Here is a 26,948-nt window from a genome sequence, read left to right as displayed (position 1 = left end):
GCCATCGAGCTGTTGAGTGGTGGCGGCATCTCAGCACGAATCGCCCGGCCCGGCCAAGAGGGTGGGTGAAGGAATTCACAAAGTTGGGCTACGGCGGGGGTCCGCCGTGGCCCGTCGTGCCACTTCCGAGTGGTTTCAGCTCATGCGCAACGCCAGGAAGAAGTCCAGCTTGTCCTCCAGACGCGCCAGGTCACGACCCGTCAACTGCTCGATTCGCCCGACGCGGTAGCGCAGCGTGTTGACGTGCAGGTGCAGCCGGGTCGCGCAGCGGGTCCAGGAGCCGTCGCAGTCGAGGAACGCCTCCAGGGTCGGGATCAGTTCCGCGCGGTGGCGCCGGTCGTAGTCGCGCAGCGGGTCCAGCAGGCGGGCGGTGAAGGCGCGGCGCACGTCGTCCGGGACGAATGGGAGCAGCAGGACGTGGGAGGCGAGTTCCTGGTGGCCCGCGGCGCAGACCCGGCCCGGCCGGGCCGCGGCGACGCGTCTGGCGTGCCGGGCCTCCTCCAGGGCGCCGCGCAGGCCCTCCGCCGAGTGGACCGCCGCACTGACGCCCAGCGTGACGCGGCCCTCCTCGCCTAGGCCCGCCGAGAGCGGGTCCCGTACGGACTCCAGCAGCGTGTCGGCGACGATCCCGCTCTCCGAGCCGTCGTGCTCGGCGGACACGGCCGGCAGCGGCACCAGCGCCACCGCCTCCTCGCCCGCGTGGGCCACCGCGATCCGGTCGGAGGGCTCCGGGCCCGTCGACAGCGGGTCGACGAGGATCTCCTCCAGCAGCGACTGCGCCGCCGGGCCCTCCTGGACGTCGCCGTCCTGCCAGTCGACGCGGGCCACCACGACCTGCCAGTGCGGTGCCGCGCCCAGTCCGGGCAGCAGGACCGGCGCGGCGACCCTCAGGCGCGCCGCGATCTCGGCCGGCGCCGCGCCCGTCTGCACCAGCTCCAGCACCTCCTGCGCCAGCCGGCGGCGGACCGTGCGGGCGGCGTCCCGGCGGTCCCGCTCGACCGAGATCAGCTGCGTGACGCCGTACACGAGGTCGAGGCGCTCCTCCGGCCAGTCGCCCGCGTCCGCCTCCACGGCGAGCAGCCAGTCCGACAGGACCGTCTCACGGACGTCCTGGGCCGCCTGCGGGGCGCGGCCCGTGCTGCGGATCGGGAACAGCGAGTACGTCGTGCCGGCCGGCAGCACGCGGTGCGGGGCGCGCCGGCCCGTGCGGGTCGCCGACAGGTGCTCGGCCGCCAGCCGGCCGCACACGTCCGCGGGCAGCGCCGGGCCCGCCACCTTGGGGCCCGCGATGAGCCGCCCGGTCGAGGACAGCACCCAGGCCCGCAGGTCCAGGTCGGAGCCGAGCAGGTCCAGGACGACGTCCGGGCCGCCGCCCGCCGGGCCGGAGGTCATCATGCGGCGGTGCCGGTCCACGACGGCCGCGAGGTCCCCGGCGCGCTCGCCGGACACCTGCCGCACGACGTGCTCGGTGATCGTCGCGAACGCGACCGACTCGTGCACCGCGAACAGCGGGAGGCGGTGGCGTTCGCAGGCCGCGATCAGGTCCTCCGGGACGTCGCCGAGCTCCGCCTCGCCGGCCGCCAGGGCGGCCACCCCGGCCTGCGCCAGGATCCGCACGAACGGCTCGGAGTCCGCCGCGTCCCGGCGCCAGGCCAGGCCCGTGAGCACCAGCTCACCGCCCGACAGATAGCGGCTCGGGTCCCGCAGGTCGGTGGTCATCACGCCCCGCAGGGTGCGGTCCAGCTCGTCCTCGCCGCCGAGCAGCTTGAGGCCCAGCGCGTCGGTGTCCAGCAGTGCGCGCAGCCGCATTCTCGTCGCCGCCGTTCTTTGTCTCGAATGTGCGTGGGGTGGGGAGTGGGGGTGCGGGCCCCTCCGGCGGCGGGCGAGCCGGGCTCGCCGTCTGCCGACGCGTGTTCCAGGTCACGCGGGGTTTTCTCGCGTTTCCACAGGAGAACGCGGAGGTTTCCGAGGACCTCCGTTCATACGAATCTACAAGATGGCCTGCCTGGCCAGCCAACTCCTTCATGGTTTCCGTGACTGACCCCGGTGGAGTACGGCGCTGTGTACTGACCCCACTTGGCGTCAACAGCACAGGAACGAGCCTCGCCCGCCGCACACGGATTGGCTCGATCTGGACGACCCACGAGACGAAGAAGAGAGCCGGTCATGGACTTCCTTCGCCCCGCCAGCTGGGAGGAGGCGCTCGCCGCGAAGGCCGAGCACCCCACCGCTGTGCCGATTGCGGGTGGCACCGACGTGATGGTCGAGATCAACTTCGACCACCGCCGGCCCGAGTACCTGCTGGACCTGAACCGGGTCGGCGACCTGTACGAGTGGGAGGTCGGCGAGGAGAGCGTACGGCTCGGCGCCTCGGTGCCGTACACGAAGATCATGGACCACCTGCGCGCCGAGCTGCCGGGCCTGGCCCTGGCCTCCCACACCGTCGCCTCCCCGCAGATCCGCAACCGCGGCGGCGTCGGCGGCAACCTCGGCACCGCCTCCCCGGCGGGCGACGCCCACCCGGCCCTCCTCGCCGCGGGCGCCGAGGTCGAGGTCGAGTCGGTGCGCGGTGCCCGCCGCATCCCCATCGACGACTTCTACACCGGCGTGAAGCGCAACGCCCTCGCGTCCGACGAGCTCATTCGCGCCGTCCACATCAAGAAGGCGGACGGGCCCCAGCAGTACTCCAAGGTGGGCACCCGCAACGCCATGGTCATCGCCGTGTGCGCCTTCGGGATCGCCCTGCACCCCGAGACCCGGACCGTGCGGACCGGCATCGGCTCGGCCGCGCCCACGCCCGTCCGGGCCAAGGCCGCCGAGGAGTTCCTGAACGCGGCGCTCGAGGACGGCGGCTTCTGGGACAACGGGAAGATCATCACCCCGTCGGTCGCCAAGCAGTTCGCGGACCTGTGCGCCGCCGCCTGCAACCCGATCGACGACGTCCGGGGCACCGCGAGCTACCGCCGCCACGCGGTCGGCGTCATGGCACGCCGCACGCTGACCTGGACCTGGGAGTCCTATCGCGGCGCCCGCCGCACCACCGAGGGAGCTGCGTAATGCGCGTCAACTTCACTGTCAACGGACGTCCGCAGGAGGCCGACGACGTGTGGGAGGGCGAGTCCCTGCTGTACGTGCTGCGCGAGCGGCTCGGCCTGCCCGGCTCCAAGAACGCCTGCGAGCAGGGCGAGTGCGGCTCCTGCACCGTCCGTCTCGACGGCGTCCCGGTGTGCTCCTGTCTCGTCGCCGCCGGCCAGGTCGAGGGCCGCGACGTCGTCACCGTCGAGGGCCTCGCCGACTTCGCCAAGCAGCGCGCCGAGGGCTGCGCGAGCGGCGCCTGCGGCGGCACCTCGCTCGACGAGGCGAAGGGCTGGGCCGCCAAGGGCCAGGACTCCCGCACCGGCGAGGGCACCGAACTCTCCCCGATCCAGCAGGCGTTCATCGACGCCGGCGCCGTCCAGTGCGGCTTCTGCACGCCCGGCCTGCTGGTCGCCGCCGACGAGATGCTGGAGCGCAACCCGAACCCGAGCGACGCCGACATCCGTGAGGCGCTCTCGGGCAACCTGTGCCGCTGCACCGGCTACGAGAAGATCATGGACGCGGTCCGCCTCGCGGCCGCCCGGCAGTCAGAGGCGGTCTGACCATGGCTTCCCCCACTTCCCCCAACGGCACCCCCACCAAGATCACCCAGGGGTCGCAGACCAAGGGCGGCATCGGCGAGTCCACGCTCCGCCCGGACGGCACCCTCAAGGTCACCGGCGAGTTCGCGTACTCGTCCGACATGTGGCACGAGGACATGCTCTGGGGCCAGATCCTGCGCTCCACCGTCGCGCACGCCGAGATCGTCTCCATCGACACGGCCGAGGCCCTCGCCACCCCCGGCGTGTACGCCGTCATGACGTACGACGACCTGCCGACGGACGTGAAGAACTACGGCCTGGAGATCCAGGACACCCCGGTCCTCGCGCACGGCAAGGTCCGCCACCACGGCGAGCCCGTCGCCGTCGTCGCCGCCGACCACCCCGAGACCGCCCGCCGCGCCGCCGCCAAGATCAAGGTGGAGTACCGGGAGCTGCCCGTCATCACCGACGAGGCCTCCGCGACCGCGCCGGACGCGATCCTCGTCCACGAGAACCGCGACGACCACCACATCGGGCACGTCCCGCACCCCAACATCGTGCACCGCCAGCCCATCGTGCGCGGCGACGTCGAGGCGGCACGCGCGCGTGCCGACGTGATCGTCGAGGGCGAGTACACCTTCGGCATGCAGGACCAGGCCTTCCTCGGCCCCGAGTCCGGCCTCGCCGTGCCCGAGGAGGACGGCGGCGTCCACCTCTACATCGCCACCCAGTGGCTGCACTCCGACCTGCGCCAGATCGCGCCCGTCCTCGGCCTGCCCGAGGACAAGGTGCGCATGACGCTGGCCGGCGTCGGCGGCGCGTTCGGCGGCCGCGAGGACCTGTCCATGCAGATCCACGCCTGCCTGCTGGCGCTGCGCACCGGCAAACCCGTCAAGATCGTCTACAACCGCTTCGAGTCCTTCTTCGGCCACGTCCACCGCCACCCGGCCAAGCTGTACTACGAGCACGGCGCGACCAAGGACGGCAAGCTCACCCACCTCAAGTGCCGCATCGTGCTGGACGGCGGCGCCTACGCCTCCGCCTCCCCGGCCGTCGTCGGCAACGCCTCCTCCCTGTCCGTCGGCCCGTACGTCGTGGACGACGTCGACATCGAGGCCATCGCCCTCTACACCAACAACCCGCCCTGCGGCGCCATGCGCGGCTTCGGCGCGGTCCAGGCGTGCTTCGCCTACGAGGCGCAGATGGACAAGCTGGCGAAGAAGCTCGGCATGGACCCGGTGGAGTTCCGGCGGATCAACGCCATGGAACAGGGCACGATCATGCCGACCGGCCAGCCCGTCGACTCGCCCGCCCCCGTCGCCGAACTCCTGCGCCGCGTCAAGGCGATGCCCATGCCGCCGGAGCGCCAGTGGGAGTCCAGCGAGGGCGCCGACGTACGGCAGCTGCCCGGCGGCCTGTCCAACACCACGCACGGCGAGGGCGTCGTCCGCGGCGTCGGCTACGCGGTCGGCATCAAGAACGTCGGCTTCTCCGAGGGCTTCGACGACTACTCCACCGCCCGCGTCCGCATGGAGGTCGTCGGCGGCGAGCCCGTCGCGACCGTCCACACCGCCATGGCGGAGGTCGGCCAGGGCGGCGTCACCGTCCACGCCCAGATCGCCCGCACCGAGCTGGGCGTCACCCAGGTCACCATCCACCCGGCCAACACGGAGGTGGGCAGCGCCGGTTCGACGTCCGCGTCCCGCCAGACGTACGTCACCGGCGGCGCCGTCAAGAACGCCTGCGAACTCGTCCGCGAGCGGGTGCTGGAGATCGGGCGCCGCAAGTTCGGCTCCTACCACCCCGCCTGGGCGACGGCCGAACTGCTGCTGGAGGGCGGCAAGGTCGTCACCGACGCCGGCGAGGTCCTCGCCGACCTCGTGGACGTCCTTCAGGACGAGGCCGTCGAGGTCGAGGAGGAGTGGCGGCACCGGCCGACCGAGGCCTTCGACCTGCGCACCGGACAGGGCAACGGCCACGTCCAGTACTCCTTCGCCGCGCACCGCGCCGTCGTCGAGGTCGACACCGAACTCGGCCTGGTCAAGGTCATCGAACTGGCCTGCGCCCAGGACGTCGGCAAGGCCCTCAACCCGCTGTCCGTCATCGGGCAGATCCAGGGCGGCACCACGCAGGGCCTCGGCGTCGCGGTCATGGAGGAGATCGTCGTCGACCCCAAGACGGCGAAGGTGAAGAACCCGTCCTTCACCGACTACCTCATCCCCACCATCCTCGACACGCCGACCATCCCCGTCGACGTGCTCGAACTCGCCGACGACCACGCGCCGTACGGGCTGCGCGGCGTCGGCGAGGCACCCACCCTGTCGTCCACACCGGCAGTCCTGGCGGCCATCCGCGACGCCACGGGCCTGGAGCTCAACCGCACGCCGGTACGCCCGGAACACCTCACCGGAACCGCGTGACAGACCCTCCGGGCGGCGCACGGAACGTCACACACTCCCCGCGCCGCCCGGAGTACTTCATCGTTCGTCTCGGGCCGTCCCCCGGGTCGTGCGGCCGAAGCACCATCCCAAATCCCGCGACGTCCAAGGCGTTCGGCGGGTGTCCCTGTGAACCTTGGGAGTAGGCCCCACATGACCCAACAGTCCCTGGAACCCAGGACGACGGCCGAAGACGCGGGCGAAGGCACCCGCGTCCCGGCCGGCAGGTCCTGGCTCGACCGGTACTTCCACATATCCCCGCGCGGGTCCACGGTCGCGCGCGAAGTGCGCGGCGGCGTCACCACCTTCATGGCGATGGCGTACATCCTGCTGCTCAACCCGGTGATCCTGTCCGGCAAGGACGCGGCCGGCAACACCCTCGGCCAGCAGGCCCTGATCACCGCCACCGCGTTCGCGGCGGCCCTCACCACGCTGCTGATGGGCTTCGTCGGCAAGGTGCCGCTCGCCCTCGCCGCCGGCCTCTCCGTCTCCGGAGTGCTCGCCTCCCAGGTCGCGCCCGCCATGACCTGGCCGCAGGCCATGGGCATGTGCGTGATGTACGGCGTCGTCATCATGCTGCTGGTCGTCACCGGCCTGCGCGAGATGATCATGAACGCGATCCCGCTCGCGCTCAAGCACGGCATCACCATGGGCATCGGCCTGTTCATCGCCCTCATCGGCTTCTACAAGTCCGGCTTCGTCCACCAGGGCGAGGCCACCCCGGTCACGCTCGGCCCCGCCGGCGAGCTTGCGGGCTGGCCCGTCCTGCTGTTCTCCGGCACCCTGCTGCTGATCTTCATGCTCCAGGCGCGCAACGTCCCCGGCGCCATCCTCATCGGCATCGTCGGCGGCACGGTCGTCGCGGCCGTACTGAACGCCGCCGGCGTGGTCGACCCCAAGCAGTGGGCGGCCGGCGCGCCCGAACTGCCCGGCAGCGCCGTGTCCGCGCCCGACTTCTCCCTCTTCGGGGACGTAGAGTTCGGCGGCTGGGGCGAGGTCGGCGCGATGACCGTCGGCATGATCGTGTTCACGCTCGTGCTCGCCGGGTTCTTCGACGCGATGGCCACCATCATCGGCGTCGGCACCGAGGCGAAACTCGCCGACGACAAGGGCCGCATGCCGGGCCTGTCAAAGGCGCTGTTCATCGACGGCGCGGGCGGCGCGATCGGCGGCGTGTCCGGCGGCTCCGGGCAGACCGTGTTCATCGAGTCGGCGACCGGCGTCGGCGAGGGCGCCCGCACCGGACTCGCCTCGGTCGTCACCGGCCTGTTCTTCGCGGCGTGCCTGTTCTTCACCCCGCTCACCGCGATCGTCCCGCAGGAGGTCGCCTCCGCCGCGCTGGTCGTCATCGGCGCGATGATGCTGATGAACGCCCGGCACGTCGACTGGGCCGACCGGGCCACCGCCGTCCCGGTGTTCCTCACGGTCGTCCTGATGCCGTTCACGTACACCATCACCACCGGCGTCGCCGCCGGCGTCGTCTCCTACGTCGCCATCAAGACCGCGCAGGGCAAGGTGCGCGAGATCGGCGCCTTCATGTGGATCCTGACGGCCGTGTTCCTGGTGTACTTCGCCCTCAACCCGATCGAGAGCTGGCTCGGCGTGCACTAGCCGCGCCGCGACGCCCTCCGCACAACCGCTGCTTAAGGAGAAACCGACAGATGCTGGACATCGCCGAGGAGCTCAACCGGTGGGTCGAGCAGGGCCGTGACTTCGCCGTCGCCACCGTCGTGGCCGTCGGCGGCAGCGCGCCCCGCCGGCCGGGCGCCGCGCTCGCGGTGGACGCCGACGGCACGGCCATCGGCTCGGTCTCCGGCGGCTGCGTGGAGGGCGCGGTGTACGACCTGTGCGAGCAGGCGCTCCAGGACGGCGAAACCGTCCTGGAACGCTTCGGCTACAGCGACGACGACGCCTTCGCCGTGGGCCTGACCTGCGGCGGCGTCATCGACATCCTGGTCACCCCGGTACGGGCGGACGACCCCGCCCGCCCGGTGGTGGCCGCCGCCCTCGCGACCGCCGCCGGCGGCGGCACGGCCGCGCTCGCCCGGATCGTGTCGGGACCCGCCGAACTGACCGGCCGCGCCATCCTGGTGCGCCCCGACGGCTCCCACGAGGGCGGCCTCGGCGGCCACCCGGAGCTGGACCGCACGGTCGTCGCGGAGGCGGGCGCGTTCCTCGACGCGGGCCGCACCGGCACCCTGGAGATCGGCGAGCAGGGCTCGCGGTGCGGGGCGCCGCTCACCGTCCTGGTCGAGTCGTCCGTGCCGCCGCCCCGGATGATCGTCTTCGGCGCGATCGACTTCGCGTCGGCCCTGGTCCGCGTCGGCAAGTTCCTCGGCCATCACGTCACGGTGTGCGACGCGCGGCCCGTGTTCGCGACCCGGCCGCGTTTCCCGGAGGCCGACGAGATCGTCGTCGAGTGGCCGCACAGGTACCTGGAGCGCACGCGGGTCGACGCGCGCACCGTGCTGTGCGTGCTGACCCACGACGCCAAGTTCGACGTACCGCTGCTGAAGCTGGCGCTGCGGCTGCCGGTCGCGTACGTCGGCGCGATGGGCTCCCGGCGCACCCACCTGGACCGCAACCGCCGGCTGCGCGAGGTCGGCGTCACCGAGCTGGAGCTGGCCCGCCTGCGCTCGCCCATCGGCCTCGACCTGGGTGCCCGCACGCCGGAGGAGACGGCCCTGTCGATCGCGGCGGAGATCGTCGCCAGTCGCCGCGGCGGCACCGGCGTGTCCCTCACGGGCGCCCACACCCCGATCCACCACGACACCCCCGGGCCGCCGACGGGCCGCATCGACTCGGTCGCGTGAACAGGTCGCGGCGGGCCCGTCTCACGCCATCCTGAGCAGGCGGTTCGCCGCCCGTCCGAACACCCGGCGGGCCACGGCGCGCAGGACGCCGTCGAACAGCGACGGCAGGAAACGCACGCCGATCTCCTCCCGCCACAGCACCCGGGCCCGGCCGCCCGGCCCCGGCCGGACCTCCAGCTCCGCCCAGCCCACGACCACCCGGCCCCGCTTCTCCAGCCGGCACAGACCGGGCTCGTCCCCCCGCGGCGGGCGCCAGACCGTCACCTCCATCGGGTCCGGGAACGCCAGCGGGCCGAGCCCCGTACGGGCCACGAAGACCGTGCCCACGGCGGTGGGCGGCGGCGTGACCACCGTGACCCGCGTCAGCGGGACCACGGCCCCGTGCCGGGGCCACTCGGTGAGCCGGCGCCAGGCCTCGGCGAGCGGGAGGGGAGCGGTGCGTTCGACGAGGAAGGTGACCACGCCACGATCGTAGGGAACGCCCCCCGCGCCCGCGCCGCCCCGAGAGCCCCCCGCCCGGCTACCGGCCCCGTCCGGCTTGCCCACCGCCCCGCCCGCCGCCGCCCCGACACCCGGCCGGCCCGTGAGCGGCTCGGCTGGCGACCGCGCGTCGGCTGGGACGAGGGCATCGCCCGCACGATTGGCTGGTTCACGCGGTTCGCGGCGGCCTGAGTCGTTCACCGTATGCCCGCATATCACTCCAAAGAGTGGCAAAGCGTCCCTCCTTGCGGTCAGTTGTCTCCAAGTGTTTGAGACAGCCGCGGTGCGGCACCCGCTGGAACCGAGTCCCACAGCACCGCCCAGGGAGCACCGGCCTCATGCGCATCCTCGGCATCAACGCCCTCTTCCACGACCCGGCCCTCGCCTCGCACGGCACCCCGCGCTTCCTCGACCGGCTGCGCGAACACGTCCACGCCACCGGGCGCGGCGGTTTCCGCGCCCACGGCGTCGACTGGGCCGGCCTCGCCCCGCCGCGCGCCCCTGGTGAGCCCTGGACCCGGGACCACGCCGACCTGGCCGCCTCCGTCCAGGCCGTGCGGCGCGGAAGGGCGTGCGCATGACCGGGTACGCCGTCGTGATCCCGACCCTCGTCCGCGACACGCTGGCCGACTGCCTGGCCGCGCTCGCCGCCGCGACCGGGCCGCGCCCCGAGCGGATCGTCCTCGTCGACGACCGGCCCGAACCGGCGGCCGACCCCGGCGCGCTGGAACACCCCCTGAGCGTTCTCGGCGACCTGCGCGACCGCACCGTCGTCCTGCGCGGCGGCGGACACGGACCGGCCGCCGCCCGCAACACCGGCGCCCGCGCGGTCACCGAGCCGTGGACCGCGTTCCTCGACGACGACGTCCAGGTCGGCCCGCACTGGTGCGAGGAACTCGCCCGGGACCTCGCCGAGGCCGACCCCGGCACGGCCGGCGTCCAGGGCGTGATCACCGTGCCGCTGCCCGGCGGGCGCCGCGCCACCGACTGGGAACGCGGCACCGCCGGCCTCGCCCGGGCCCGCTGGATCACCGCCGACATGGCCTACCGCACCGACGTCCTCAACGACGTCGGCGGCTTCGACGAGCGCTTCCCGCGCGCCTTCCGCGAGGACGCCGACCTCGCGCTGCGCGTCCTCGACGCCGGCCACGGCATCCGGCGCGGCCGGCGCACCACCCGGCACCCGGTGCGCCCGGCCTCCCGCTGGGCGTCGCTGCGTCAGCAGCGCGGCAACGCCGACGACGCGCTCATGCGCCGCCTCCACGGCCCCGACTGGTGGCACAGGGCGGTCGCGCCACGCGGCCGCATCCGCCGGCACGCCGCGATCACCGCCGCCGGTGCCGCCGCCTGCGCGCTGGCCGCCGCCGGACGCCCCCGGGCCGCCTCGGCGGCCGCCCTCGGCTGGGCGGCCGGCACCGCCGAGTTCGCGTGGGCCCGTATCGCGCCCGGACCACGCACCCGCGACGAGATCACGACCATGCTCGTGACCAGCGCGCTGATCCCGCCCGCCGCGACCTGGCACCGGCTGCGCGGCGCGTGGCGCCACCGCGCCGCCGCCCCCTGGCGGGAGGTGGCACCGTGAGCCCCGTACGCACCGTGCTGTTCGACCGCGACGGCACCCTGATCCACGACGTGCCCTACAACGCCGACCCCGACCTGGTCCGCCCGGTCGACGGCGCCCGCGAGGCACTGGACCTGCTGCGCGACAGCGGCGTCCGCACCGGCGTCGTCACCAACCAGTCCGGCATCGCCCGCGGGCTGCTCACCGACGCCGACGTCCGCCGCGTCAACGCGCGCGTCGACGAACTCCTCGGCCCCTTCGACGTGTGGGCCGTCTGCCCGCACGGCCCGGACGACGGCTGCCGCTGCCGCAAACCCGAACCCGGCCTCGTCCTGTGGGCCGCGGGCCGGGTGTGCACGGCGCCCACCGACTGCGCCGTCGTCGGCGACATCGGCTCCGACATGGAGGCGGCCCGCCGCGCCGGAGCCCTGGGCGTCCTCGTCCCCACCCCCATGACCCGCCCGGAGGAGACGGCGGCGGCCCTCCACGTGGCCCCCGACCTCCTGACGGCGGTCCGCGCCCTCCTGAACGGCCCGCCCACCGGCCGGGTCCTGGCCGACGAACGGCCCCTGCGGGAGGCGTTTCCGCCGACCGGCGGCACCGGCCGAAAGGCCCCGTCCGCCCCGCACCGGAGGTGCCCGTGAAAGCGCTCGTCGCGCGACTCGACAGCTTCGGCGACGTGCTGCTCGCCGGGCCCGCCGTCCGGGCCGTCGCCGCCCGCGCCGACACCGTCACCCTGCTGTGCGGGCCGCGCGGTGCCCCGGCCGCGCGACTGCTGCCCGGCGTGGACGACGTCCTCGTGTGGGACGCCCCGTGGGCCGGGTTCACACCGCCGCCCGTCGACCGCCGAGAGATCGAGGACCTGCTCGACGCGATCGACGCCGACACCGCGCTCGTCCTCACCTCGTACCACCAGTCCCCGCTGCCCACGGCCCTGCTGCTGCGGCTGGCCGGCGTGCGGCACATCGCCGCCGACAGCGTGGACTACCCCGGTTCCCTGCTCGACGTACGCCACCGGCGGGCCCCGGGCGCCCACGAGGCCGAGGCGGCGCTCGACCTCGCCGAGGCCGCCGGGTTCCCGCGCGCCGACGACGGCCGGCTGCGGGTGCTGCCGCCGCCCGACACCACGCCCACGACCGGCCCCGGGCCGTACGTCGTCGTGCACCCCGGCGCCGCCGTGCCCGCCCGCGCCTGGAGCGCCGGCCGGTGCGCGCAGGCGGTGCGCGAACTGGCCGCCGCCGGACACCGGGTGCTGGTCACCGGCGGCGCCGGCGAACGGGACCTGACCGCGCGCGTCGCCGGGGAGCACGGCGTCGACCTCGGCGGACGCACCGGCGCCGCCGAACTCGCCGGAGTCCTCGCGCGCGCCGCCGTCGTGGTCACCGGCAACACCGGCCCCGCCCACCTGGCCGCCGCCGTCGGCACCCCCGTGGTGTCGCTGTTCGCCCCCGTCGTGCCCGCGGAGCGCTGGCGGCCGTACGGGGTCCCGTACGTGCTGCTCGGCGACCAGGAGGCACCCTGCGCCGGCAGCAGGGCGCGGCAGTGCCCGGTGCCGGGCCACCCGTGCCTGGAGACCGTGACCGCACAGGACGTCGTGACGTCCGTGGAGAAGCTGATGGCGGAGACATGAGGATCCTGCTGTGGCACGTGCACGGCTCCTGGACCACGTCCTTCGTGCAGGGCCCGCACACCTACGTCGTCCCGGTCACCCCCGACCGGGGCCCCGACGGCCTCGGCCGCGCCCGCACCTGGGACTGGCCCGACTCCGTCGTCGAACTCCCCCCGGAGCGGCTGCGGGACGCCGGCGTCGACGTCGTCGTCCTCCAGCGCCCGCACGAACTCGGCCTCGTGAGGAGGTGACCCGATGAGGATCGCCATGGTGTCCGAGCACGCGAGTCCCCTCGCCGCGCTCGGCGGCGTCGACGCGGGCGGCCAGAACGTGTATGTCGCCCGCCTCACCGAGGAGTTGGCGCGCCGCGGCCACGACGTCACGGTCCACACGCGGCGCGACCGCGCCGACCTCCCCGACCGGGTGCCGCTGCCCGGCGGCGCCGTCGTCGAGCACGTGCCGGCCGGGCCGCCCGAACCACTGCCCAAGGACGACCTGTTCCCGTACATGCCGGGATTCGGCGCCCACTTGGCGCGCACCTGGCGCCGGGAACCACCGGACCTCGTGCACGCCCACTTCTGGATGTCCGGCATGGCCGCGCAACTCGGCGCGTACCCGCACGGCATCCCCGTCGTGCAGACCTACCACGCCCTCGGCACCGTCAAGCGCCGCCACCAGGGGCTGAAGGACACCAGCCCGGCCGAACGCGTCGGCATCGAGCGGCAGATCGGCCGCACCTGCGCCCGTGTGCTCGCCACCTGCACCGACGAGGTGCGTGAACTGGCCGGTCTCGGCATACCGTCCCGGCGGGTGTCCGTCGTGCCGTGCGGCGTGGACGCGGCCCACTTCCACCCCGGAGCCGACCCGTCCGCCGCGCCCCCGCGCCGCGCCCGGCACCGGCTGCTCTCCTGCGGCCGGCTCGTGCCCCGCAAGGGCTACGACCTCGCCGTGCGCGCCCTCGCCGACCTCCCCGACACCGAACTCCTCGTCGCGGGCGGCCCGCCGGCCGAGCTGATCGACGACGACCCGGAGGCCCGGCGGCTGCGCCGGCTCGCGCTGCGCACCGGTGTCGCCGACCGGGTGCGGATGCTCGGCGCGGTCGACCCGGCCGCCATGCCCGCCCTGATGCGCAGCGCGGACCTCGTGCTGTGCACGCCGGTCTACGAGCCGTTCGGGATCGTGCCCCTGGAGGCGATGGCCTGCGGCGTCCCGGTCGTCGCCACCGACGTCGGCGGCCACCGCGACACCGTCTCCGACGGCGTCACGGGCCGCCGCGTGACGCCGGGCGACGCGGGGGCCGTCGCGGCGGCGGCCCGCGAACTCCTCGCCCGGGACGACCTGCGGGCCCGGTTCGGGACCGCCGGACGCGAACAGGTCCTCGAACGCTTCACCTGGCAGCGCGTCGCCGACGGCTGCGAACAGGTCTACCGCCGGACGCTCACCGGCCACGAACTCCCCAAGGAGGTCGCGTGATGACCGTGCACCCGCCCGTCACCGGGCACTGCGACGAACTCCAGGACGCGCTGGGGGCCTTCCGGGCCTCCGCGCACATCACCGAGCGGTGGGGCACCCGGCTCGCCCAGGTCCTCGGCGGCGGCGGACGGCTGCTCGCGGCGGGCAACGGCGGCAGCGCCGCCCAGGCCCAGCACCTCACCGCCGAACTCGTCGGCCGCTACCGCGACGACCGGCCGGCGTTCTCCGCGATCGCCCTGCACGCCGACACCTCCAGCACCACCGCGATCGCCAACGACTACGGCGTGGACGAGGTGTTCGCCCGCCAGGTCCGCGCCCACGGCCGCCCCGGCGACGTCCTGATGCTGCTGTCCACCAGCGGGGCCAGCACCAACCTGCTGTCCGCCGCCGACGCGGCCCGCGCCGCCCGGCTGCGCGTGTGGGCGCTGACCGGCCCCGCCCCCAACCCCCTCATGGCCGGCTGCGACGAGTCCCTGTGCGTCGAGGCGGCCTCCGCCGCGACCGTCCAGGAACTGCACCTGGTGGCGGTGCACATGATCTGCGGGGCGTTCGACGCGGCGCTGGAACGGAGGACCGCGTGAGGCGGGGCCGCGTGCCGGGCGGCGCCCCGCTGCTCGTCGTCGGGGACGCGCTGCTGGACCGCGACCTGGCCGGCCGCGCCGAACGCCTGGCGCCCGACGCGCCGGTGCCGGTCGTGTCCGGCTGCGCGGAACGCCTGCGGCCGGGCGGGGCCGCCCTGGCGGCGTACCTGGCGGCCCGCGACGGCCGGGACGTCACGCTCGTCACCGGCCTGTCCGACGACCCCGCGAGCCATGAACTGCGGCGCCTGCTGGAGCCGTCGGTGCGCCTGGTCCCGCTGCCGACGAGCGGACCGCTGCCCGAGAAGACGCGCGTCCTCGCGCAGGACGGCCGCCCCCTCGTCCGCATCGACGACGGCGACGGACACGTCCGCGCGGCCACCGAGGAGGCCCGCGCGGCCGTCCGCTCCGCACCCGCCGTCCTGGTCTCCGACTACGGCCGCGGCGCCGCCGACGCGCTGCGCGACACCCTCCGCGACCACCCGCCCCTGCTGTGGGACCCGCACCCGCGCGGCGGCCCCCCGACGCCCGGCACCCGCCTCGTCACACCGGCGGAGAAGGAGGCGGCCGCGTTCGCGGCACCCGGCGGCGAACGGACCGGGGGCCTGCGCGCCGCCGCGCGGCACGCCGCCGGACTCGTGCGGCAGTGGCGGGTCGGCGCCGTGGCCGTCACGCTCGGCGCCCGGGGCGCGCTGCTGTCGTACGGGGACCACCCACTGCTCGTACCGGTGGCCGGCGTGCACCACGGCGACAGCTGCGGCGCCGGGGACCGCTTCGCGGCCGCGGCCGCCGGGCTCCTCGCGGACGGCGCCGTGGTCGGCGAGGCCGTCGAGGGCGCCGTGGCCGCGGCGACCGGGTTCGTCGGCGCGGGCGGCGCCGCCGGCCTGCCGGACGCCCACGGCGGCGGCGAACCGCCCGCCGCCGACGACCCGTTCACCCTCGCCGACCGGGTCCGCGCCGCGCACGGCACCGTCGTCGCCGCGGGCGGCTGCTTCGACCTGCTGCACGCCGGACACGTCGGGCTGCTCCAGGCCGCCCGCCGGCTCGGCGACTGCCTCGTCGTCTGCGTCAACTCGGACGCCTCGGTGCGCCGCCGCAAGGGCCCCGACCGCCCCGTCAACCCGCTCGCCGACCGGGTGCACGTGCTGCGCGCCCTCGCCTGCGTGGACGCCGTGGCCGTGTTCGACGAGGACACCCCCGAACGCCTCCTCGCCGGGCTGCGGCCCGACGTGTGGGTCAAGGGCGGCGACTACACGGGCGCCGACCTGCCCGAGGCCGCCCTGCTGGAGGAGTGGGGCGGTCAGGCCGTGCTGCTGCCCTACCTCGACGGACGCTCCTCGACGCGGCTGCTCGCCCGGGCGACGGGAGGCACCGCCGGATGACCCGCACACCCCGCGTCCTCGCGCTGCGCGCCCTGGGCCTCGGCGACCTCCTCACCGGGGTCCCCGCCCTGCGGGCGCTGCGCCGCGCGTACCCGGACCACGAACTGGTACTGGCCGCACCCGCCGCGCTCGCGCCGGTCGCCGCCGCCACCGGCGCCGTCGACCGGCTGCTGCCCGCGTCCGCCCCCGGCCGGGCCGTGCCCGCCTCCCTCGACTGGACCGGCCCGCCCCCGGACGTCGCGGTCGACCTGCACGGCAACGGCCCGCCCAGCCACCGCCTCCTCGCCGCGCTGCGCCCCGCGCGCCTGCTCGCCTTCGCGCACCCGGACACCCCGGAGATCGACGGCCCGGACTGGCGCGCCGAGGAACACGAACGCGACCGCTGGTGCCGGCTGCTCCAGTGGTACGGCGCCGACGCCGACCCCACCGACCTGCGGCTGGCCCCGCCGCCGGTGCCGTCCCCGGCGCCGGGCGCGGTCGTCGTGCACCCCGGCGCCGCCTCCCGCGCCCGCCGCTGGCCCGTCGACCGGTACGCGGCCGTCGCGTCGGCCCTGCGCGCCGCGGGCCACCGCGTCGTCGTCACCGGGGGACCCGGCGAGGACGACCTGGTCGCCGCGCTGGCCGCCCGCGCGGGACTGCCCGCCGACGACCTGTTCGGCGGCGGACCGCCCTTCGAGCGGCTGTCCGCGCTCGTCGCCGGCGCCCGCGCCGTGCTCAGCGGCGACACCGGCGTCGCCCACCTGGCCGTCGCCCACGGCACGCCCTCCGTCACGCTGTTCGGCCCGGTCCCGCCGAGCCGCTGGGGCCCGCCCGCCGACCCGCACCACCGGGCCCTGTGGCACCCCGGCCCCGAGGGCGACCCGCATGCCACCCGCCCCGACCCGGCCCTGCTCCGCCTGCACCCGCGGGACGTCCTGCACGCGTTCACCACCCTGCCGGCCCCGGACCCGGAATCGCCCCCGGACCTGACCTCGGGTCCGGCCTCGGGTCCGGCCTCGGGTCCGGCCTCGGGTCCGGCCTCGGGTCCGGCCTCGGACCCGGCCCCGACGTCGGGGCCGACCCCGGGACCAGCCCCGGTCCCGGCCTTGGAACCGACCCCGGACCCGGCCCCGGAACCGACCCCGGGACCAGCTCCGGCCCGACCCCCGGCCCCGAGCGAACAGACCTTCTGCTGAGCGCCCATGAACCTCCACCGGACCACCCTTCGGCAGCCCCACGGGCACCCGGCCTCCGAGACGGCGGCGGGCACCGACCCGCCGCCCTCCTCGCCCGTCGGCGTCGTCATCGCCACCCGCAACCGCGCCGACACCCTCGCCGGCACCCTGCGCCGGCTGCTCGCGCTGCCCGAGCGGCCCCGTGTCCTCGTCGTCGACAACGCCTCCACCGACGGCACCCGCGCCCTCCTCGCCCGCGAGTTCCCGCAGGTCCGCGTCCTGGCCCTGCCCGTCAACCGGGGCGCCCTCGCCCGCAACCACGGGGTCCGCGCCATCGGCACCCCGTACGTGGCCTTCAGCGACGACGACTCCTGGTGGGCGCCGGGCTCCCTCGCCGAGGCCGCCCGGCTGTTCGACGCGCACCCGAGGCTCGGCCTGCTCGCCGCCCGCACCCTCGTCGGCCCGGGGAAGGACACCGACCCGCTGAACGACCAGCTCGCCGCGTCCCCCCTCGGCCCGGCCACCGACCTGCCCGGCACCCAGGTGCTCGGCTTCCTCGCCTGCGCCGGCGTCACCCGGCGCGCCGCCTACCTGGACGCGGGCGGCTTCCACCACCTGCTGTTCTTCGGCGGTGAGGAAACCCTCCTCGCCTACGATCTCGCCGCCCGCGGCTGGGGCGTCACCCACTGCCCCGAGGTCGTCGCCCACCACCACCCCGACAGCGGCGGCCCCCGCCCGGGCCGCGTGGCCGTGCAGCGCCGCAACGCACTCCTCACCGCGTGGCTGCGCCGCCCCCTGCCCGTCGCGCTCGCCCGCACCCGCGACCTCGCGGCCGACGCCCGCCACGACCCCGAGGCCCGGCGCGCCCTGCGCGAGGCCCTCGCCCGGCTCCCCGCCGCGCTGCGCGACCGCAGGCCGCTGCCCCCGCACGTGGAACGCGCGGCCCGCCTCGTCGACGGCACCCCCGGAGGCCCCGTATGACCGACCCCCGCACGACCGTCGTCGTCATCACCCACAACCGGCGCCCCGAACTCCTGCACACCCTCGACCGGCTCGCCGAACTCCCGGAGAAACCCCCGGTGTTCGTCACCGACAACGCCTCCACCGACGGCACCGCGACCGCCGTCGCCCGCCACCACCCCCGGGTGCGGCTGCTGCGCCCCGGCCGCAACCTCGGCGCCGTCGGCCGGAACCTGGCCGTGCGGCGCGTGCGCACCCCCTACGTCGCGTTCTGCGACGACGACTCGTGGTGGGCGCCCGGCGTCCTGTCCGGCGCGGCCGACCTGCTGGACCGGCACCCCGCGCTGGCCGCCGTGACAGCCCGCATCGTCGTGGAGCCGGCCGGCACGGACGACCCCATCACGGAGGAACTCCGCGACTCCCCGCTGCCCCGCCCCGACTGGCTGCCGGGACCGGCGCTCGGCTCCTTCCTGGCCGCCGCGACCGTCCTGCGCGCCGACGCCTTCCGGGCCGTCGGCGGCTTCCACCCGCGGCTGTGGCTGGGCGGCGAGGAGGAACTGCTCGCGGCGGACCTGGCGGCGGCGGGCTGGTGGCTGACCTACGCCGACCACCTCACGGTCCACCACCAGCCGTCCCGGGCACGGGACGCCACGCGCCGCCGGGCGCACGGCATCCGCAACACCCTGTGGTTCACCTGGCTGCGCCGCCCGCCGGGACCCGCCCTGCGCCGCACCCTGCACCTGGCGCGCACCGTCCCGCGCGACACCGCGTCGCTGCGCGCCTTCGCCGAGGCGGCGGCGGCCTTCCCCTGGGTGCTGCGCGAACGCCGGGTGGTGCCCCCGCCGGTCGAGTCCCGCCTCCGCCTCCTCGACGAGACCCAGCGCCGCTCCACGGCCCGGCGCTACGTGGGCTGACCCCGGCTGCTGTCTGGGCGTGACGGGACTTCGGCGCGGCGGGACCCCGCCACGGGCACGCGCCCGTCAGCCGGCCCCGGGCGTTCGGCGCGGCGGGACCCCGCCACGGGCACGCCCGTCAGCCGGCCCCGGGTGCCCCCAGCAGCGCGGGCAGCCGTTCCGCGCCGTCCGCTTCCCCCGCTTCCCCCGCTTCCGCCGCTTCCCCCGCTTCCGCCGCGCGGAACCGCTCGCGGACCCGGGCGGCGGCCGGCCGGCCGTCGGCCAGGCACCACCGCCACCAGCATTCCAGCGGCGCCGCGTCCAGCCGCTCGGCGGGCACCAGCGCGGGCCAGTCGCAGGCGCGGGCCTGGGCGGTGACCTTCGCGCCGCCCTCCACCGGGTCGACGGCCAGCGCCGGTACGCCGGCGCGCAGGGCGAGGACCAGGCCGTGCAGCCGGTCGGTGACGACGAGGTCGAGCCGGGTCAGCACCGACTCCAGCTGGCCGGGCGTCGCGCACAGCCGCCAGTCGTGCGCGTCGAGCCTGGTGTCCAGCTCCAGCCGTGCGCAGTCCCGCCCCGCGAGCCAGCCGGTGACGGACTCCGCGACCTGCTCGTGGCGCCGCTGCCGCCCGTACTCGTGCTGCCCGTGGGTGAGGACCACGCCCACGACGGGCACGCCGGGCACGGCGGGCGCGCGGGCCGCGAGGTCCGCGGCCGGGGCGGTGCCCGGGGCGCCGTCCCGGGCCAGCACGTGGTGGAAGCCGGCGACGGCGGGACCGGCGGGGTCGATCACGGACGTGCCGACGGCGATCCGCACGCAGTGCGCGAACCGCCGGTGCAGGTCCTCGACCTGCGGCCCGTGCAGCGGCCCGCACACGAACACCAGATGCGTGTACGCGTCCGGCCGCACGTCGTCCAGGTGCCTCGCGCCGGGCCGGAAACCGGGGCTCCACACCACGTCGTGGCCGAGCCCGGCCCGCCGCAGGACGTCCTCCACCCGGCGCAGGGCGAGCACGTCCCCGGCGGTCGCCTCCCCGTGCAGGAAGCTGAACCACCCGACCACCAGAATCCGCCGCCGCTCCACAGTGCGGGGCGGGTGCCCACCCCTCCCGGGACGCAATCCCGACCGTTGCGGACAGAATCCGTCCGCATGCGGGACTACCGTGCCGTCCATGACGAAGCGGACCAGCAGCAGCGCGTCCCGGACCGGCGGCGACGCGCCCGTCCTCGGCCCCCGCGCCCTCAACCGTGCGACGCTCGACCGGCAACTCCTGCTGGAGCGGGCGGACATGACGGCCACGGACGCCGTCGCCCACCTCCTCGGGCTCCAGGCGCAGAACGTCAAGCCGCCGTACTACGCCCTCGCCGCCCGGCTCCGGGGCTTCGACCCGCGGGACCTGTCGGAGCCGATGGCCCGCCGCGAGGTCGTCCGCATCGTCACCATGCGGTCCACCATCCACACCCACACCGCCGACGACTGCCTCACCCTGCGGCCGCTGGTGCAGCCCGCCCGCGACCGCGAACTGACCGCGTTCCGCAAGGGACTCCAGGGCGTCGACCTGGACCTGCTCGCCCGGCTGGCCCGCGAGCTCGTCGAGGCCGAGCCGCGCACCATGAAGCAGTTGCGGGAGGCGCTGTCGGCCCGGTGGCCCGACGCCGATCCCCAGTCGCTGGCCGTCGCCGCGCGCTGCAAGCTGCCCCTCGTCCAGGTCACCCCGCGCGGGCTGTGGGGCCGCAGCGGGCAGGTGGCGCTCACCACCGCCGAGCACTGGCTGGGCCGGCCCGCCGAGCCCGCCCCGGAGCCCGACGCCGTGGTCCTGCGCTACCTCGCCGCGTTCGGCCCGGCGTCCGTGCGGGACATGCAGACCTGGGCCGGACTGACCCGGCTGCGCGACGCGTTCGAGCGGCTCCGGCCGCGGCTGGTGACGTTCCGCGACGAGAACGGCGCCGAACTCTTCGACCTCCCCGACGCGCCCCGCCCCGACCCGGACACCCCGGCCCCGCCCCGCTTCCTGCCCGAGTTCGACAACCTGCTCCTGTCCCACGCCGACCGCACCCGCGTCGTCCCCGCCGCCCACCGGGGGAGCACCTGGCAGGGCAACATCGCCCACTGCGCCCTGCTGGTCGACGGCTTCCTCGCCGGTCTGTGGCGCCTCACCCCCGACGCCCTCGTCATCGAGCCGTTCGCCCCCCTCGGCCGGACGGAGCGCACGGACGTCCTCGCCGAGGCGGAACACCTGCTGGGCGTCCTGCACCCGGGGGCGTCGTACGACATCCGCTTCGGGACCGTACGGAGGTGAGGGCCCGGCCGGTCAGTCCGCCCGGCCCGTCACCGCCACCGACACGCCGAGCCCGATCATCGTGCACCCGCCCGCCCCGCCGATCAGCGACAGCCGGCGGTCGGAGCGGGCGAACCAGGTGCGGGCCGCCGACGCCGCCAGACCCCACAGGGTGTCCGTGACCAGGCCGATCCCGATCGGCACCAGGCCCAGCACCAGCATCTGCGCCACGACGTGCCCCGCCGCGTGGTCCACGAACTGCGGCAGCACGGCCGCGAAGAACACCACGCCCTTGGGATTGGTGACCCCGACCAGCACGCCGTCCAGGACGGTCCGCGCGTCGCCACGGGCCGCCCCCGCCGGCGGCGTCCCGAGCCCGGCCGCCGACAGCTCCTTGCGGTGCCGGTACGCCTGCACGCCGAGGAACACCAGATAGGCGGCGCCCGCGAACTTCACCGCCAGGTACACCGTCACGGACCGCTCGACCAGCGAACCGATCCCGACCGCGACCGCCACCACCAGCAGATAGGACCCGACGACGTTCCCGAGGGCGGTCGCCACGGCGGTGCGGCGGCCGTGGGCCAGGGCCCGGCCGATGACGAACAGCACGCTGGGCCCCGGGATCGCGATCACCAGCAGCGACATCGCGGCGAACGCCAGGAGGCGGTCGGCGGACACCATGACGCATCACTCCCCTCGCCGCGCATCGTAGGCGGCGAGGGGAGTGGGAGACCAGGACATGGAGAGGGGGCGTTGCGGGCCGCTCGTGGAGGCCCGCAACGCCCCCTGGTATTTCACCTGAGGGTTACTCAGGAGACCGTGTGACGCGCTACGAGTTGACCTGCTGCGTCACGAGGCTGGAGAAGGTCGTCAGCCGGGTGTAGACGCCCGGGTAGCCGGCGTAGGCGCAGCCCTCGCCCCAGGAGGTGATGCCCGCGAGGACCCCGCCGACGAGCAGGGGGCCGCCGCTGTCGCCCTGGCAGGTGTCCACGCCGCCGGAGCTGTACCCGGCGCACACCATCTCGCTCGCCACGAAGTCCGTGCCGTAGGAGGTGCGGCAGCTGGTGTCGGACACGATCGGCACGGTCGCGGTGCGCAGCTGGTTGGAGGAGCTGCCGCCCGCGGACGTGGTGCCCCAGCCGACGATGCGGGCCGTGGTGCCGGCCGCGTACACCGAGGTCTGGGTGGGGGTGACGTACTTCGCCGGGGTGTACGGCATCGACGTCGACAGCGTCAGCACGGCCACGTCCTCGCCGCGGGTGGCGGTCGTGTAGTTGGGGTGGACCCAGATCTTGCTGACCCGGGCGACCGTGCCGTTGGTCCCGTTGCGGTAGGTGCGGCCGCCGACCACCCGGATGCTGCTGGTGGTCTCGCCGGCCATGCAGTGCGCGGCCGTGACGACCTTGGTGGGGGAGACCAGCGTCCCGCCGCAGAACTGGTTCTGGTTCGAGTCCGTGATCTGCATCATGAACGGGTACGTCGTGGTGGTGGTCGTCGTCCCGCCCACGATGGGCTGAGGGGCCGCGGCGGCGCCGGGGGCGGTCAGCAGCGCGGTGGCGACGGCGGCAGCGGCGGTGGCCGCGAGGGTCGTGGCGGCCTGTCTTGCTCGGCGGATCCCGAACATGAGTCTCCTCGGTTGTTGCCGGTGGGGGGTCGCACGGGTGCGGGGGGTTGGTTCGGGGGTCTCGGGACAGACCCCCGATATGCCCGGGCGAGCGGCACGACTTCACGCTAGAGCCGGCCCACCGGCGCCCCAATGAGGGAACCCCCTAGGGGAGTTGGGGCAGGGAAAACCCTCGGTCGCCACGCGGCGCGCGCGTGGCATGCTCAGCTGGGGCGGCGGCCCGCCGCCAGCCGGACGATGTCCACCCGTGACCGGATCCCGAGCTTGCGGTAGACCCGGGTCAGGGTGGCCTCGACGGTCTTGACGCTGATGAACAGGCGCGCGGCGATCTCCCGGTTGGTCGCGCCCTCCATGACCAGGGAGGCGACCTGACGCTCCATCGAGGCGAGGCCCTCCAGGCCGTCCGCCGTGGCGGCGGGAACGGCGGGCGGCGCGGCGGGACTCGCCGCGGCCGCGGCGTCGACCTGCTTCAGCCAGGGCAGCGCGCGGCAGCGCCGCATCAGCCGCGCCGCCTCGTCGTACGACGCCGGCCCGGGCGCGGGGGCGCGCAGCGCGGCCAGCGCGAACGCGGCCCGCGCCTCCTCCAGGCCGGACCCCAGCTCGGCGAGCCGGTGCTGCGCAGCGGTCAACTGGGCGACGGCGGCGGCGTGTTCGCCGCGCGCCGCCCGGATCAGGGCCTCGGCGCGGTCCAGGACGGCCACCACGCTGTCGCGGGTCAGCCGCAGCGCCTGCTCGCGGGTGACGTCCACGAGCTCCTGCGCCTCGTCGAGTTCGCCGACGCGCACCAGCGCCTCGGCCAGGTCGCCCTGCCAGCGGCCGCGGGCCGGGTCGGTGATGCCGAGGCCGTTCTCCAACTCCCGCACCCGGCGCAGCGAACGGACCGTGCCGGCCGCGTCCCCGGCCACGAACTGCGCGTAGCCGAGGGCGGCCAGGGCACGCGAGACGTACATCTGGTCGCCGTCCTCCTCGGCCTGCTCGACCGCCTCGCGGGCCAGCGCGATGGCGCTGTCCACGTCACCGCCGGAGGCCTCCGCGAGCGAGGTGAGCAGCGCGGAGGGCACCTCGCCGATGCCGCAGTCCCGGGCCAGTCTGAGGCTCTCGCGGGCCAGGTCGAGGGCCCGGCCGCAGTGCCCGGCGCGCAGTTCGGTCTCGGCGAGCATGCGCACGTAGTGCACCTCGCTCTCGACCATGCCGCGCCGCCGTGCCTCGCGCAGCAGGGCGGTGACGGTGGTGCGCGCCTCCGGCAGCTGGTCGCTCATGATGAGCCAGCGGAAGCGGGCCGAGCCCGCGCCGTTGTGGTGGCACGCCACCTGCGGGTCCTGCGGTTCCGTCAGGGCCCGCTTGATGGTGGCGGGGGCCTCCGGGTGCCCCATCAGGGTCTCGGTCTGCGCCTGGAACGACAGGGCCATCAGCTCGGTGCGCCGGTCCCCGGCCCGCGCGGCGAGCTCGGCGGCGTGCGCGGCCTCCCGGCGGCCCTCCTCGAAGTCGCCCTCCACGACCAGGCCCCGCCAGGCCAGCTGGTAGTGCACCTGGGCGAGCAGGCGCGGGTCGTCCCCGGCGTCGGCGAGGGCCTGCGGGAACACGGCGTCGACGTCGCCGAGGGCCTGCCCCGCGGCCTCGACGACCACCATCCAGGCCCGCACCCGGTCGGCGGGCACCGTGGCCCGGGTCAGCACGTCGCGGGCGATGTGCCGGGCGAGGTCGACCTCGCCGGCGGTGATGGCGTCCTCCGCGGCCTGGAGGCGCCGCTCGTCGGGCGCCGGACTGCTGTCGGCGGGGGTGTGCCGGGCCGCGAGCAGGCCCAGCGACGCGGCCACCGACGGCGCGCCGCGGTCCCGGGCCAGCGCGGCGGCCTCGGCGAGCCGGGCGGCGACCTCCGGGTCGGTGCCGGGGGTGGCGAGCGCCAGGTGCCGGGCGCGTTCGATCGGGTCGGAGGCGGCCGTGGACAGCGCGGCGTGCACGGCCCGCCGCTCCTGCGCCGGGGCCTCGGCGTACAGCGCGGCGGAGATCAGCGGATGCGCGAACCGTACGGCGGGCCCCTCCGGCTCGGTGGCGAGCAGGCCCAGCTCGGCGGCCTGCGCGGTCTCGGCCTCGGCGCCCGCCCGGCCGGCCGCGTGCAGCAGCGCCAGCGTGGGCCGGGCGCCGGCGCTGGCCACCAGCAGGGTGCGGCGGGCCTCGGCCGACAGCATCTCGAGACGGGACAGCACCAGGGCGCGCAGCGACGTCGGCACCGGCAGCGGCTCGCCCGGACGCGGCGGGGTGGGGTTCTCGGCGAGGGCACGGCCCAGCTCCAGCGCGAACAGCGGGTTGCCGCCGCTCGTGCGGTGGATGTCCCGCACCGTGGAGCGGGGCAGGCCGCGGTAGCCGCGGTGGTCGAGCAGCGCGGAGACCTGGCCGCGGGACAGCGGGCCGAGCCGCAGCGCGAGGGTGTCCGGCGGGGTGGCCCGCAGATGCCGGTCGAACTCCTCGCCCTCGGTGCGCACCGCGTACAGCAGCTGCACGGGGGTGTCGCCGAGGCGCCGGGCGGCGAAGCCGAGGAGTTCGGCACTGGCCGGATCCAGCCACTGGAGGTCGTCGGCGACGACGAGGACGGGCCCGTCGGCGGCCAGCGCGCGCAGCGCGGACAGCACCGCGAGGCGCAGCGCGAGGCCGTCCCGCTGGAGGGTGGACTCGCCCCGGCCGGTCAGCGCCGACTCCAGGGCCGTGCGCTGGGCGGCGGGCAGGCTGCCCGCGACCCGGTCGAGGACCAGGCCGAACAGGTCGGCGAGGGCCAGGAAGGGCAGATGTGATTCGGACTCGGTCGCCGAGCACCGCAAGACCGTCCGCGCGGTATGCGCGTAATCCGCGGCCAGTGTCCGCAGGACGGTCGACTTTCCTATTCCGGCCGGACCGTGCAGCAGCACGCTGCCGCCCCGGCCCAGCTGCTCACGGGCCGCAGCACAGAGTTCCTCCTGGCCGATGACCTGCTCGGAGCGGCTTCTGGCAGGCTCCTTGAAGTCCCGTCGCACGGTCACCGCTCCCCTCCCTGTGGCGTGTCCTGGCCAATATTAGGCAACAGGTCTTTCAATTTCGGACGCACGCGGTCGTGAGGGAAATAACAGATGGCCAGGTACCGGAAATTCAGGACGTGACCGAATGAACCGAAAGAAGGGCACTAGGGCAGCCAGCCCGCCCGGCGCGCGGCCACCACGGCCTCGCCCCGCGTGCGCGTGCCCAGCTTGCGCATCGCCGACCGCAGATAGCCCTTGACCGTCTCCACGCCGAGGCCCAGCCGCTCGGCGGCCACCGCGTTGGTCGCACCGGAGGCGACGCACGCCAGCACGTCCACCTCGCGCGGCGCGAGCACCACCCCCCGTCCGGTCTCCGCCGGGCCCGCCGCCAGCAGCCCGCACGCCCCGAGCAGCTCCTCGCGCAGACCCGGGTCGGCGATCCGCGGGGCCAGCGCCCGCAGCGCCGCGTGCGCCTCCCGCACCCGCTCCCACACCGCCCCGTCCGCCGCCGGACCGGGATCCGGCACGGCTTCGGCGCGGGCCGCCGCCAGCAGCGCCGTCGCCTCGTCCCGCACCACCAGCGCCTGCTCCACGTCCCGCGCCGCGTCCATGGCCGCGCCCAGCGTCCGGTCGCCCAGCGGCTGCGCCGATCGCAGCGCGCCGTACAGCACGCCGCGCACCCGGCGCCGTACCACCACCGGCACCGCCAGCACCGACCGCAGCCCTTCGGCCGCGACCGGGGCGTCGTACTCGTGGCTGATCTGCCGGGACACCGAGTAGTCCGTCACCGCGCACGGCCGGGACAGCGCGACCGCCTTGCCGCCCAGGCCGTTGCCGGAGGTCACCGCGAGCGCCCGCAGCGCCGGCGTGGCCGTACCGCTCAGCTCGCTGATCCGCACCTGCCGGCGCCCCGCCTCCACCAGGCCGCCGAACGCGACCGGCAGCCCGGTCGCGCGCCGCAGCCGCGTCAGCGCGCCGCGGATCTCCACCGCGGCGACTGCCCTCGGGTCCGCTGCCACGTCCTCGCCCTTCCTGTGCCGGCTCCGGCGGCGGGCGCCCGGACCGCCCCGCGCTCGGCGGGTCGGCGCCCGGACACC

Annotated in this window: 21 protein-coding genes and 3 pseudogenes; 17 read left to right on the top strand and 7 right to left on the bottom strand. The window is 75.6% G+C overall.

What is annotated here, in order from left to right:
* Positions 1-135 precede the first annotated feature (135 nt).
* Positions 136-1,809, bottom strand: coding sequence for a PucR family transcriptional regulator (locus ACZ7D7_RS19000; protein WP_470825601.1), 1,674 nt, complete (start codon positions 1,807-1,809; stop codon positions 136-138).
* A gap of 357 nt (positions 1,810-2,166) precedes the next feature.
* Here ACZ7D7_RS19000 and ACZ7D7_RS18995 point away from each other — a divergent pair, with 357 nt between their 5' ends.
* The 5 genes from ACZ7D7_RS18995 to ACZ7D7_RS18975 all read left to right on the top strand — a co-directional run bounded on the left by ACZ7D7_RS18995 (position 2,167) and on the right by ACZ7D7_RS18975 (position 8,868).
* The gene (locus tag ACZ7D7_RS18995) at positions 2,167-3,057 is read left to right on the top strand and encodes an FAD binding domain-containing protein (RefSeq protein ID WP_470825599.1); all 891 of its coding nucleotides are present in this window, start codon (positions 2,167-2,169) and stop codon (positions 3,055-3,057) included.
* Entirely contained in the window at positions 3,057-3,638 is a 582-nt protein-coding gene (locus tag ACZ7D7_RS18990) for a (2Fe-2S)-binding protein (RefSeq protein ID WP_470825598.1), read from the top strand. The genes ACZ7D7_RS18995 and ACZ7D7_RS18990 overlap by 1 nt, the downstream gene beginning before the upstream one ends.
* 2 nt (positions 3,639-3,640) lie before the next feature.
* A complete protein-coding gene (locus tag ACZ7D7_RS18985; protein ID WP_470825597.1) occupies positions 3,641-6,037 on the top strand; it encodes a xanthine dehydrogenase family protein molybdopterin-binding subunit in 2,397 nt (798 codons plus the stop codon).
* A 171-nt stretch (positions 6,038-6,208) separates the two neighbouring features.
* A complete protein-coding gene (locus ACZ7D7_RS18980) occupies positions 6,209-7,666 on the top strand; it encodes an NCS2 family permease (protein WP_470825596.1) in 1,458 nt (485 codons plus the stop codon).
* A 50-nt stretch (positions 7,667-7,716) separates the two neighbouring features.
* The gene (locus ACZ7D7_RS18975; RefSeq protein WP_470825594.1) at positions 7,717-8,868 is read left to right on the top strand and encodes an XdhC family protein; all 1,152 of its coding nucleotides are present in this window, start codon (positions 7,717-7,719) and stop codon (positions 8,866-8,868) included.
* A gap of 21 nt (positions 8,869-8,889) precedes the next feature.
* On the opposite strand, the gene ACZ7D7_RS18970 is transcribed toward ACZ7D7_RS18975, so the two are convergent.
* The gene (locus tag ACZ7D7_RS18970) at positions 8,890-9,330 is read right to left on the bottom strand and encodes an SRPBCC family protein (protein WP_470825593.1); all 441 of its coding nucleotides are present in this window, start codon (positions 9,328-9,330) and stop codon (positions 8,890-8,892) included.
* 395 nt (positions 9,331-9,725) lie between these two features.
* Between ACZ7D7_RS18970 and ACZ7D7_RS18965 the strand changes: the two are divergent.
* The 11 genes and pseudogenes from ACZ7D7_RS18965 to ACZ7D7_RS18915 form a co-directional block, all read left to right on the top strand.
* Positions 9,726-9,905: pseudogene (locus tag ACZ7D7_RS18965) on the top strand (carbamoyltransferase); the annotation flags it as partial.
* Between the two features lie 20 nt (positions 9,906-9,925).
* The gene (locus ACZ7D7_RS18960) at positions 9,926-10,930 is read left to right on the top strand and encodes a glycosyltransferase family 2 protein (RefSeq protein ID WP_470825591.1); all 1,005 of its coding nucleotides are present in this window, start codon (positions 9,926-9,928) and stop codon (positions 10,928-10,930) included.
* Positions 10,927-11,553, top strand: coding sequence for a D-glycero-alpha-D-manno-heptose-1,7-bisphosphate 7-phosphatase (locus ACZ7D7_RS18955; RefSeq protein WP_470825590.1), 627 nt, complete (start codon positions 10,927-10,929; stop codon positions 11,551-11,553). The genes ACZ7D7_RS18960 and ACZ7D7_RS18955 overlap by 4 nt, the downstream gene beginning before the upstream one ends.
* A complete protein-coding gene (locus tag ACZ7D7_RS18950) occupies positions 11,550-12,539 on the top strand; it encodes a glycosyltransferase family 9 protein (RefSeq protein WP_470825589.1) in 990 nt (329 codons plus the stop codon). The genes ACZ7D7_RS18955 and ACZ7D7_RS18950 overlap by 4 nt, the downstream gene beginning before the upstream one ends.
* A pseudogene (locus ACZ7D7_RS18945) lies at positions 12,536-12,766 on the top strand (glycosyltransferase family 1 protein); the annotation flags it as partial. The gene ACZ7D7_RS18950 and the pseudogene ACZ7D7_RS18945, both read left to right, overlap by 4 nt.
* 7 nt (positions 12,767-12,773) lie before the next feature.
* Positions 12,774-13,991, top strand: coding sequence for a glycosyltransferase (locus ACZ7D7_RS18940; RefSeq protein WP_470825588.1), 1,218 nt, complete (start codon positions 12,774-12,776; stop codon positions 13,989-13,991).
* Positions 13,991-14,572, top strand: a complete 582-nt coding sequence (locus ACZ7D7_RS18935; protein WP_470825587.1) for a D-sedoheptulose-7-phosphate isomerase — start codon at positions 13,991-13,993, stop codon at positions 14,570-14,572. The genes ACZ7D7_RS18940 and ACZ7D7_RS18935 overlap by 1 nt, the downstream gene beginning before the upstream one ends.
* Positions 14,573-14,583: 11 nt before the next feature.
* Positions 14,584-15,951, top strand: coding sequence for a D-glycero-beta-D-manno-heptose 1-phosphate adenylyltransferase (rfaE2, locus tag ACZ7D7_RS18930; RefSeq protein WP_470825847.1), 1,368 nt, complete (start codon positions 14,584-14,586; stop codon positions 15,949-15,951).
* Positions 15,948-16,910 (top strand): annotated as a pseudogene (locus tag ACZ7D7_RS18925) (glycosyltransferase family 9 protein); the annotation flags it as partial. The gene rfaE2 and the pseudogene ACZ7D7_RS18925, both read left to right, overlap by 4 nt.
* Before the next feature lie 222 nt (positions 16,911-17,132).
* Positions 17,133-18,086: a glycosyltransferase family 2 protein gene (locus ACZ7D7_RS18920; RefSeq protein WP_470825586.1), complete on the top strand. Its 954-nt coding sequence runs from the start codon at positions 17,133-17,135 to the stop codon at positions 18,084-18,086.
* Positions 18,083-18,979 carry a glycosyltransferase family 2 protein gene (locus ACZ7D7_RS18915; protein ID WP_470825585.1) on the top strand — a complete coding sequence of 299 codons (897 nt, stop codon included), beginning with the start codon at positions 18,083-18,085 and terminating at the stop codon, positions 18,977-18,979. The genes ACZ7D7_RS18920 and ACZ7D7_RS18915 overlap by 4 nt, the downstream gene beginning before the upstream one ends.
* A 118-nt stretch (positions 18,980-19,097) precedes the next feature.
* Here ACZ7D7_RS18915 and ACZ7D7_RS18910 read toward each other — a convergent pair whose 3' ends face one another.
* Positions 19,098-20,021, bottom strand: coding sequence for a polysaccharide pyruvyl transferase family protein (locus tag ACZ7D7_RS18910; protein ID WP_470825584.1), 924 nt, complete (start codon positions 20,019-20,021; stop codon positions 19,098-19,100).
* 109 nt (positions 20,022-20,130) lie between these two features.
* Between ACZ7D7_RS18910 and ACZ7D7_RS18905 the strand changes: the two genes are divergently transcribed.
* Positions 20,131-21,258: a winged helix DNA-binding domain-containing protein gene (locus tag ACZ7D7_RS18905; RefSeq protein ID WP_470825583.1), complete on the top strand. Its 1,128-nt coding sequence runs from the start codon at positions 20,131-20,133 to the stop codon at positions 21,256-21,258.
* Between the two features lie 12 nt (positions 21,259-21,270).
* On the opposite strand, the gene ACZ7D7_RS18900 is transcribed toward ACZ7D7_RS18905, so the two are convergent.
* The 4 genes from ACZ7D7_RS18900 to ACZ7D7_RS18885 form a co-directional block, all read right to left on the bottom strand.
* Entirely contained in the window at positions 21,271-21,918 is a 648-nt protein-coding gene (locus ACZ7D7_RS18900) for a LysE family translocator (protein ID WP_470825582.1), read from the bottom strand.
* 148 nt (positions 21,919-22,066) lie between these two features.
* Positions 22,067-22,861, bottom strand: a complete 795-nt coding sequence (locus ACZ7D7_RS18895; RefSeq protein WP_470825580.1) for a S1 family peptidase — start codon at positions 22,859-22,861, stop codon at positions 22,067-22,069.
* A 203-nt stretch (positions 22,862-23,064) separates the two neighbouring features.
* On the bottom strand, positions 23,065-25,875 hold the full coding sequence (locus ACZ7D7_RS18890) for a helix-turn-helix transcriptional regulator (RefSeq protein WP_470825579.1): 2,811 nt from the start codon (positions 25,873-25,875) through the stop codon (positions 23,065-23,067).
* 140 nt (positions 25,876-26,015) lie between these two features.
* Positions 26,016-26,870 (bottom strand): helix-turn-helix transcriptional regulator, encoded by an 855-nt coding sequence (locus tag ACZ7D7_RS18885; protein ID WP_470825577.1) that lies wholly within the window; start codon positions 26,868-26,870, stop codon positions 26,016-26,018.
* Positions 26,871-26,948 lie beyond the last annotated feature (78 nt).

This window comes from Streptomyces sp. NPDC037054, assembly GCF_055606745.1.
This window is presented reverse-complemented; position numbering and strand designations above follow the sequence as displayed.